This is a genomic window from Streptomyces sp. NPDC003016 (genome assembly GCF_053591455.1).
The window spans coordinates 40,019-47,604 of sequence record NZ_JBSFTV010000049.1; the positions used below are offsets into that span (position 1 = coordinate 40,019).

A 7,586-nucleotide genomic window follows, 5' to 3' on the forward strand; every position below is an offset into this window, starting at 1 on the left:
CGGGTTCAGCGGTACTTCGCCGCGAACGCCGCGTATTTCTGGCCGAGTTCGTCGGCCCATTCGCCGACGTCGCCGAGCTTCATGCTCTGGCACTCGTAGCCGAGCAGTCGCTTCATGACGGCCATCTCCGGTTCGGCGAAGTGCACCGTCCCGTCGTCGTCGATGCGGTCGATGCCGTCGGCGCGCTGGCACTCCTCGTTGATCCGGATCGCCTCGTCGCGGCCCAGCTCCTCGGGGAGGTCGAGCGCGCCGCCGTCACGGTGGATCCGGACCGGGTAACCGCCCGGCAGGCCGTCCGGGGCGGGGGCGTGCGCGAGCACTCCGCTGTCGGTCGCCATGCCGCTGAGCACCCGTACGGCGGAGGAGGCGGTCAGCAACTGGCCGTCGATGCCACCGATCCGCTTCAGCCGGTCGTCGAGCTGCGCGAAGAGCACGCCGTGGTCCAGCTCCGCGGTTCCGGGCCGGCCCTGCACCGTCGCCGCGAGGTGGTACGCGCCCTTTCCCGCGTCGCCGAAGCGCGGCACGTAGTGACTGAAGTAGTGCTGTGCGGTGAGCCGGAGTTCGACCTGCGAGGGGTGCGCGTCCAGCAGGTGCGCGGCGCCCAGGGTGAGCGCGGGAACGATGTTGGCGACGTTGCCCACGCCGATCGTGGGGGCCAGGCCCACCTTGTCGAGGATCGGGCCGACCGCGTCGGGGAACGCGGCGTTCACCACCTTGGTGTCGATGCCCGAGTCCCTCACCGCCCGCATCAACAGCTGGTTGAGCGTCAGGTGCATCGGCAGCCACGGCCCGAACTGTGCCTCGTCGAGATCCTCGAAGACCGCCTTGGGCAATGCGGTGATGACCCGCCAGGACTGGAGCGAACCGCCCATGAAGATGATGTCGGGGCGGACCCTGGCGAGGGTGTCGGCCGTCGCGTCGACGTCACGCAGATCGACGTGGACGGTGTCGACCGTGCCGTGCAGGCCGAGGTTGGTGGCGGTGAACAGGGCCAGGTTGCCGCGCCTGCGGATGGCCTCGGCGTCCCGCCCGGCCAGCACGACCCGGTTGGTCGCCGGGTCGCTGAGGAGCATGTTGAGTACCCTGGCGCTCAGGTCGCCCATGCCCAGCAGCATGATGAGGGGCTTGTCGAAGCCGTCGGTCGAGGGAGTCAAGAGGTGCCTCCATGACGTGCGGAGAAGGAGAGCCGTGGGGGAGAGGGGCCGCGTGCGCGCAGCGAGGCGCGGGCCCCGGGGCCGGACCGGCGCGGGCCGCGGTCAGCGCGGGTAGGAGCCGTTGTCGGCGCGTAGCAGGGCGCCGGTCAGGGTCCGGGACTCGTCGCTGAGCAGGTAGGCGCACACGTCGGCCACGTACTCGGGCAGGATGTCGCCGTCCAGCTGTTCCTGGCGCTTGTACTCGGCGTAGCGGTAGTCGGGTATCCGGTCGGCGATCGCGGTGTTGACGATCAGACCGGGGGAGACGACGTTGACCCGGATGTACGGGGCGAAGTTCATGGCGTTGGACTTGGTGAGGCCGATGACACCGGCCTTGACCGTGCCGTAGAGCGCGTCGGAGCTGCCGACCTCGCCCGCGACCGAGGCGAGGTTGACGATGGCGCCGCGCCGCTTGGCCGGCAGCAGGTGGTCCGCGAACCGGCGGGAGAGCCACACCGGGCCCTTGACGTTCACAGCGATGACGCGCTCGATGGTGGCGTCGTCGTACTCCCAGACGGGCTGTCCGAGGTAGAGGCCGGCGTTGTTGACCAGACCGTCCACCTCGGGGTGCGCGGCGACGACCCCGTCCATGAAGGCGTCGCAGTCCTCGTGCGAGGCGACGTCGGCGACGTGCGTCTCCAGGGTGCGGCCGCGGTGTTCGTCGGCCAGCGACTTCAGTCCCGGCTCGTCGATGTCGCAGGTGATGACGGTCTTGCCCGCGTCCAGCAGGCGGCCCACCAGGGCCCGGCCGACGCCGCTGGCCCCGCCGGTGACGATGACAGTGTTGACGCTCATACGGTTGCCTCCTCGGCCGGCTGCAGCCGGTACTGGTCCAGGTGTTCGTAGAAGGGACGGCAGTGGCGCTCGAACTCGCGCAGTTCGGGCCGGCTCTCGTAGTTGAAGCGGTAGGAGCGCTGCGGCCTGCTGAAGCTGCTGCTGGCGGCCACGTCCGTGTGCCAGCCGCTCCAGGTGGCCCATTGCGGCTGCTCGCCGGTGTTCCACCGCAGGGCCTCGGGAAGGAAGGGGATCCCGACCGCGGAGCAGTAGGCGGCGACGGTGGCCTCGGGGCGGGCGGCGAGGTCCGCGGCGTTGATGACCACCGGTGTGCTGCCGGTCAGTTCGCGCACGAGGTCGAACGTCTTGGCCAGCTGCTCGTAGCCGAGCACCTCGCGGGTGAGGTCGGGGTGCACCGTGGCGTGCGAGAGGACGGCTTCCTCGGGGTCGCGGATGAGGAAGGTGTTCGTCTGACTCAGCAGATAGCCGGGGTCGTCCAGCAGGTGGTCGAGACAGTGGTAGGGGAAGTCCTTGTGGAAGACCGGGCCTTCGAGCCGCGCGGCCTCCATCATCGCCTTGATCTCCGGATAGGTGAGCGGGTGCTCCGGATCCGGGTGCTTGTGCGGGATGGCAGCCCGCTCCTCGTACATGAAGAACACGTACGCGAAGGCTTCGTGGAAGACCTTGAAGTCGCGCCGCTCGATGAACGAGCGCTCCAGCGCGGTCGACATCGACCTGGGATGGCTCCAGAGCGCGATGGACTTGTGCATGACACCTCCTTGTTGAGGGGTAGGGGGATCCCGCCCGCGGGAAGCCCCTGAGCCGGATGGCTCAGACCAGCAGCAGGGGCCGCGCGGAGGAAGTGACGGTCTGGAACTGGTGCGCGACGAAGTCGATCAGCTTCCGGGTGTTCGACATGACTTCGGCGTACGTCGACACGAACGACCCGTAGTGGGCGAACTCATCGGGGTGCATGCCCTCCGGGTCGTACGCCCGGTGGAACGACGGGAGCCACATCAGCTTCTCCAGGACGTCGGCCGGCACTTCCTGGCCGATGGCCCCGGGGTCAAAGACCGGCAGCTCACTCTCGCGGCGCATGACGTCCGCGACGAACTGCGGCTTGCAGGTGTACGCGACCGCGCCCCCGGCGCTCTGCTCCAGATGCATGCTCAGCGTGCCGCCGTCCTGGCGGGGTTCGTCGACCTCCAGGCTGGACAGCAGTGGCTTGAGGGGGTGGCCGTTGTCCTGGATGAGCCGGTGGATGCGCTTGAGGACGGCGACCTCGGCCCAGCGCAGGTCGGTCGCGGTGAGCTCGATGTCACGGATGGCCGCTTCGTACCGCAGGTCCCTGTTGGCGCCGAAACGGCCGATCATGTGGGTGAAGACGGCACGCCAGCGGCCGGTGTCGATGCCCTGGGCGTGCGCCTCCGCGAGCCCCGCCTCCACGGCCCGGGCGCAGGCGGTGAACTGGGGGACGGTGTAGGAGAGGGTGGAGTTGACGGAGATGCCGCGGGCCACCAGCTGGCGGATCACCTGGTAACCCTGTTTGGTTCCCGGGACCTTCACCATCAGGTTCGGTGACACCCGGGCGATGCGCAGGGCCTGTTCCAGCATGAGGTCGGCGTCGAGCATGTGGCGGGGGTCGAGCTGGCCCGACACCCAGCCGAACTTGCCGTCGGTGGCGTGCCACATCGGCAGCATCTCGCGGGCCGCCCGGCGCAGGGCCTCCTCGTAGACGAGCGAGAAGGTGCTTTCCACGCCGGGGCTCAACTGGTAGCGGATGAGCTCCTGGATGTCGTCGCGCCAGCTCTTGGGGGAGGCCAGGACGCTCTGCGCGACCAGGGAGGGGTTGGTCGTGATACCGCGTACCAGGGACTGGTCGGGCGTCGAAGGACACAGGAACCGGTCCAGCTGCTCCTGCCACCGGTTCCTCGTCTCCTTGTCGGGGGCGGTGTCCAACTGCCGCTGACGCCAGCGCGGGAAGTCCAGGGGGGAGGAGTCCCACCAGATCTCCGCCGACTTGCCGGCCTGCTGCAGCTCGTGAAGAACGCTCGGCATGGGGATCGTGCCTTTCGACTCGGTCTCTCAGGAGGACTGGGCAGTGATCACCGGAGGGCGCGGGCGGCCGGGACCCCGGCGGCCCACTCCTCCAGCAGCGAGGGGAGTTCCTTCATCGAGCCGAAGGTCACCGCCCCTTCGGCGGCGAGGTCCGCCGCCGTTCTGTTCTGCGGCGGCGCGTACCCGAACACCGACATGCCGGCCGATACGCCCGCCCGGACGCCGACGAGGCTGTCCTCGACCACCGTGCAGTGCTCGGGGAGCACTCCGAGATCGGCCGCCACGTGCAGGAAGAGGCCGGGGTCCGGCTTCCACACACCGACTTCGTAGGCGCTGTAGATGCGGTCCTGGAAGTGGGGCAACAGCCCTGTCAGGCCAAGGGTTTTGAGGATCTTTTCGCGCGGTGCGCTGGATGCCGTGCAGAAGGGCTGCCCGAGCCCCTCCACGACCTGCCGCACCTGGGGGACCGGCCGCAGTTCGGTGGTGAACAGCTCCGCACACCCGTCTCGGAACTCCGGGACGAAGCGAGCCGGCAGCGCCCTGCCCAGCAGCGTCTCCAGCTGCCCCACCCATTCGGCGACCTTCCGGCCGCGGATGAATGCGAGTGCCTGCTCCGCAGAGAGGCCGAGCCCCTCGTGGGCGGCCATTTCCCGCATGACCCGCGCACTCAGTATTTCGCTGTCGACCAGGACTCCGTCGCAGTCAAATATGACCAGGCCCTTCGTCATGAGGATTCCTTTCATCTTCGTGCGTGCCGGTGCCGACGTTCTGCGTACGGGTACCGATGCAGGATTTCGGGACCTTCCGGCGGTGGGACCTCTCCAGTCAAGCAAGCCGTTCTTACGATTCGCTCACCGCTCGATACCGACGCATCCGAAACTATGACCATAAGGGTCCAATTCGGACGCGTGTGACAGAGTGTGCGGCCCTTCCTGGACCGGTCGCCACCGCACGGCTAGCTTCATTGCGGGGCGCATGGCGATTACTCGGTACACGAGCATCGCCCCGCTGTCCCCACCGATCATCTTGGCCGTTGGATTCTTTGATCAGACATCCTGGCGAGAGGGAGTTCAATGAAGTTCGCAGTTCTCGGCCCGCTGTCCCTGACCGACGGAAACGGTTCCCTGCTCCCGACCGCACCCAAGACGCGTCAGCTGTTGGCCCTCCTGCTGCTCCATGCGAACTCCCTGGTCACGCTCGACACCTGTGTCCAGGAACTGTGGGGCGAATCCTCGCCGCGCAGTGCCGTGCAGAGCGTGCACACCCGGGTCTTCCAGATCCGGCAGGCACTGGCCGGCGACCTGTCCGGCCGGACGACGGACGCGAGCAAGCGCATTCTGGAAACACACCACCAGGGCTACTCGCTACAGGTCGAAAAAGGCTCGCTGGACCTGGACGTACTCGAAACGTACTTGGCGGAATTCCGCCGCGCCCAATCGGGCAAGGACGACGTCGGAGTTTCCGCGGTGCTCCGTTCCGCGCTCGGGCTGTGGCGCGGTAAAACCCTGCTGGGCATTCAGCAGGGGCCGTGCATCCGGGCCTACGCGACCGGCATGGACGATCTCCGCATGACCGTGCTGGAACAATGCATAGAAGCAGAATTGCGGCTCGGCATGCACCACCGACTGCTCTCGGAATTGAGTACGCTCGTTTCCCGGTACCCGGTGCACGAGAACCTCCACGCCCAGTACATGGTCGCCCTGTACCGGTCGGGCCGTACCGCCGAATCACTCCGGGCCTACCACCGGCTCCACAAGACCCTCAAGGAAGAACTCGGCATCGAGCCCTCCCACCGCATCAGGCAGTTGCAGACGGCCGTGCTGACCGAGAGCACCGAACTCGATGTGGTGACCCAGGACAGGTCGGTCCTCTCGATGGACCTCATGGCGAGCCGATAACCGGAATCCGCACCGGGATGCATCCTCACCTCGGCCCTCTGGCGGCCGCGGCACTTCGACGGAGGAGAACGTACGTGTCAGCCGTGGATGTGCACTCGGCGCCGGGCCGTGGGTCCGGCGCCGGACCCACCAAGGAGGAGGACAGGCGGGTCCGGCGGTTCGAGACCCGCATCGCGGTCTGCGCGGGCGGCGGCGAGGTCTGCGACGGGTGGGTGCTCGGCGTCGTGGGAGCGGCGCTGCCGCTGGCGCGCGACGACCTCCACCTCACCACGGTGTGGGCCGGACTGATCGGCTCGGCGTCGCTGATCGGCTTGTTCTTCGGCGGGCTGGTCTTCGGATGGCTCACCGACAAGGTGGGCCGCCAGACGATGTACCTCATCGACCTGCTGGTCTTCCTTCTCGGCTCCCTGCTGCAACTCGTGGTCCAGGACCCCGCCCAACTGCTCGTCGTACGACTAATCATGGGCGCGGCGGTGGGCGCCGACTACGCCATCGCCGGCGCGCTGGTCGCCGAGTTCGCACCGCCCGCGCGACGAGGACGACTGCTGTCCTCCCTCATCGTTTTCTGGTATGTCGGCTACACCCTGGCCACCGGCCTCGGCCTCGCGATGGCCTCGTTCACCGACGACACGTCCGCATGGCGGTGGATACTCGCCAGCAGCGCGCTCCCCTCCCTCGTGGTGCTGCTCGCCCGGCTGGGCACCCCGGAGTCCCCGAGCTGGCTGGCGAGCAAGGGGCGGATCGCGGAGGCGGAGGCGATCAGCCGACGCTGGCTCGGCCGCGGTCTGGAACGGGCCGCCGTCGACGACACCCCGGTGCGCACCCACCACGTCACCCTGTTCTCCCCGGCCTACCTCCGCCGCACCCTGTTCACCAGCCTGTTCTGGCTCTGCCAAGTGACGCCGTTCTTCGCCATTTCCACCTTCGCGCCCCAAGTGCTGGGCCTGCTGGGCGACCTGGGTGACAACCTCGGCGAGCTGCTGCTCAACACCTTCCTGCTGCTGGGCTGCGTGACCGGCATGGTCATCATCAACAAGGTGGGGCGCCGGGCCCTCCTCATCTGGCCGTTCTGCGTCACGGCCGCTGCCCTCCTCGTCCTCGGGCTGTGGCCCCAGGCGCACCCGGGGGTCGTCGCACTCTGCTTCGGCCTCTTCGCCCTCTTCCACGCGGGGTCGAGCGTCCTGCAGGCCGTCTATCCCAGCGAAGTGTTCCCCACGGAGATCCGGGCCACCGGAATCGGATTCGCCGCCGCGGTCAGCCGGATCGGAGCGGCCGTCGGCACCTTCCTCGTCCCGCTGGTGCTCCAGACCTGGGGCGTCGGCGCGGTGATGCTGTTCGGCTGCGCCGTCTCCGTGCTGGGCGCGCTGGTGTCGGCCGCCTGGGCACCGGAAACCGGCGGCCTGGAACTGGCAGAGGCGAGCCGCCCGTAGAAGCTCTGGGCGGAGCCCGCGCCACGGCCCGCGCCGCGTCCGTGCCAGGGCCGACTGCCGCCACCGGGCCTGCCCGGTGAATCCCACCCCCGAAATCAACCGCCCCGAATTCCGAACCCCGTCCGATCAGGAGTCTCATGTCCCGCCGTCTGTTCACCTCGGAGTCCGTGACCGAGGGCCACCCCGACAAGATCGCTGACCAGATCAGCGACACGATCCTCGACGCGCTCCTG

At 68.3% G+C, this 7,586-nt stretch carries 8 protein-coding genes; 3 read left to right on the plus strand and 5 right to left on the minus strand.

The window, feature by feature from the left end; genetic code table 11:
• Positions 1 to 5: 5 nt before the first annotated feature.
• From ACWDZ4_RS30720 to ACWDZ4_RS30740, 5 genes are all read right to left on the minus strand, one after another.
• Positions 6 to 1,154 (minus strand): hypothetical protein, encoded by a 1,149-nt coding sequence (locus tag ACWDZ4_RS30720; RefSeq protein ID WP_451511661.1) that lies wholly within the window; start codon positions 1,152 to 1,154, stop codon positions 6 to 8.
• Positions 1,155 to 1,256: 102 nt separating this feature from the next.
• Positions 1,257 to 1,988: an SDR family NAD(P)-dependent oxidoreductase gene (locus ACWDZ4_RS30725; protein WP_451511662.1), complete on the minus strand. Its 732-nt coding sequence runs from the start codon at positions 1,986 to 1,988 to the stop codon at positions 1,257 to 1,259.
• Positions 1,985 to 2,737 (minus strand): sulfotransferase-like domain-containing protein, encoded by a 753-nt coding sequence (locus tag ACWDZ4_RS30730; RefSeq protein ID WP_451511663.1) that lies wholly within the window; start codon positions 2,735 to 2,737, stop codon positions 1,985 to 1,987. Before ACWDZ4_RS30730 ends, ACWDZ4_RS30725 begins: the two co-directional genes overlap by 4 nt.
• A gap of 61 nt (positions 2,738 to 2,798) precedes the next feature.
• On the minus strand, positions 2,799 to 4,025 hold the full coding sequence (locus ACWDZ4_RS30735) for a transaldolase family protein (RefSeq protein WP_451511664.1): 1,227 nt from the start codon (positions 4,023 to 4,025) through the stop codon (positions 2,799 to 2,801).
• 47 nt (positions 4,026 to 4,072) lie between these two features.
• On the minus strand, positions 4,073 to 4,753 hold the full coding sequence (locus ACWDZ4_RS30740; protein WP_451511665.1) for an HAD family hydrolase: 681 nt from the start codon (positions 4,751 to 4,753) through the stop codon (positions 4,073 to 4,075).
• Positions 4,754 to 5,098: 345 nt separating this feature from the next.
• Between ACWDZ4_RS30740 and ACWDZ4_RS30745 the strand changes: the two genes are divergently transcribed.
• The 3 genes from ACWDZ4_RS30745 to ACWDZ4_RS30755 all read left to right on the plus strand — a co-directional run.
• On the plus strand, positions 5,099 to 5,923 hold the full coding sequence (locus ACWDZ4_RS30745; protein WP_451511666.1) for an AfsR/SARP family transcriptional regulator: 825 nt from the start codon (positions 5,099 to 5,101) through the stop codon (positions 5,921 to 5,923).
• A 74-nt stretch (positions 5,924 to 5,997) separates the two neighbouring features.
• A complete protein-coding gene (locus ACWDZ4_RS30750) occupies positions 5,998 to 7,353 on the plus strand; it encodes an MFS transporter (protein ID WP_451511667.1) in 1,356 nt (451 codons plus the stop codon).
• Between the two features lie 137 nt (positions 7,354 to 7,490).
• Positions 7,491 to 7,586, plus strand: a 96-nt coding sequence (locus ACWDZ4_RS30755) for an S-adenosylmethionine synthetase N-terminal domain-containing protein (RefSeq protein ID WP_352332740.1), incomplete at its 3' end; no start/stop codon positions are given.

What these genes read in the sequence shown, in the direction of transcription:
- ACWDZ4_RS30730 (WP_451511663.1), bottom strand. Translation starts at nt 2,737, where the DNA reads ATGCACAAGTCCATCGCGCTCTGGAGCCATCCCAGGTCGATGTCGACC.
- ACWDZ4_RS30735 (WP_451511664.1), bottom strand. Translation starts at nt 4,025, where the DNA reads ATGCCGAGCGTTCTTCACGAGCTGCAGCAGGCCGGCAAGTCGGCGGAG.
- ACWDZ4_RS30725 (WP_451511662.1), bottom strand. Translation starts at nt 1,988, where the DNA reads ATGAGCGTCAACACTGTCATCGTCACCGGCGGGGCCAGCGGCGTCGGC.
- ACWDZ4_RS30745 (WP_451511666.1), top strand. Translation starts at nt 5,099, where the DNA reads ATGAAGTTCGCAGTTCTCGGCCCGCTGTCCCTGACCGACGGAAACGGT.
- ACWDZ4_RS30740 (WP_451511665.1), bottom strand. Translation starts at nt 4,753, where the DNA reads ATGACGAAGGGCCTGGTCATATTTGACTGCGACGGAGTCCTGGTCGAC.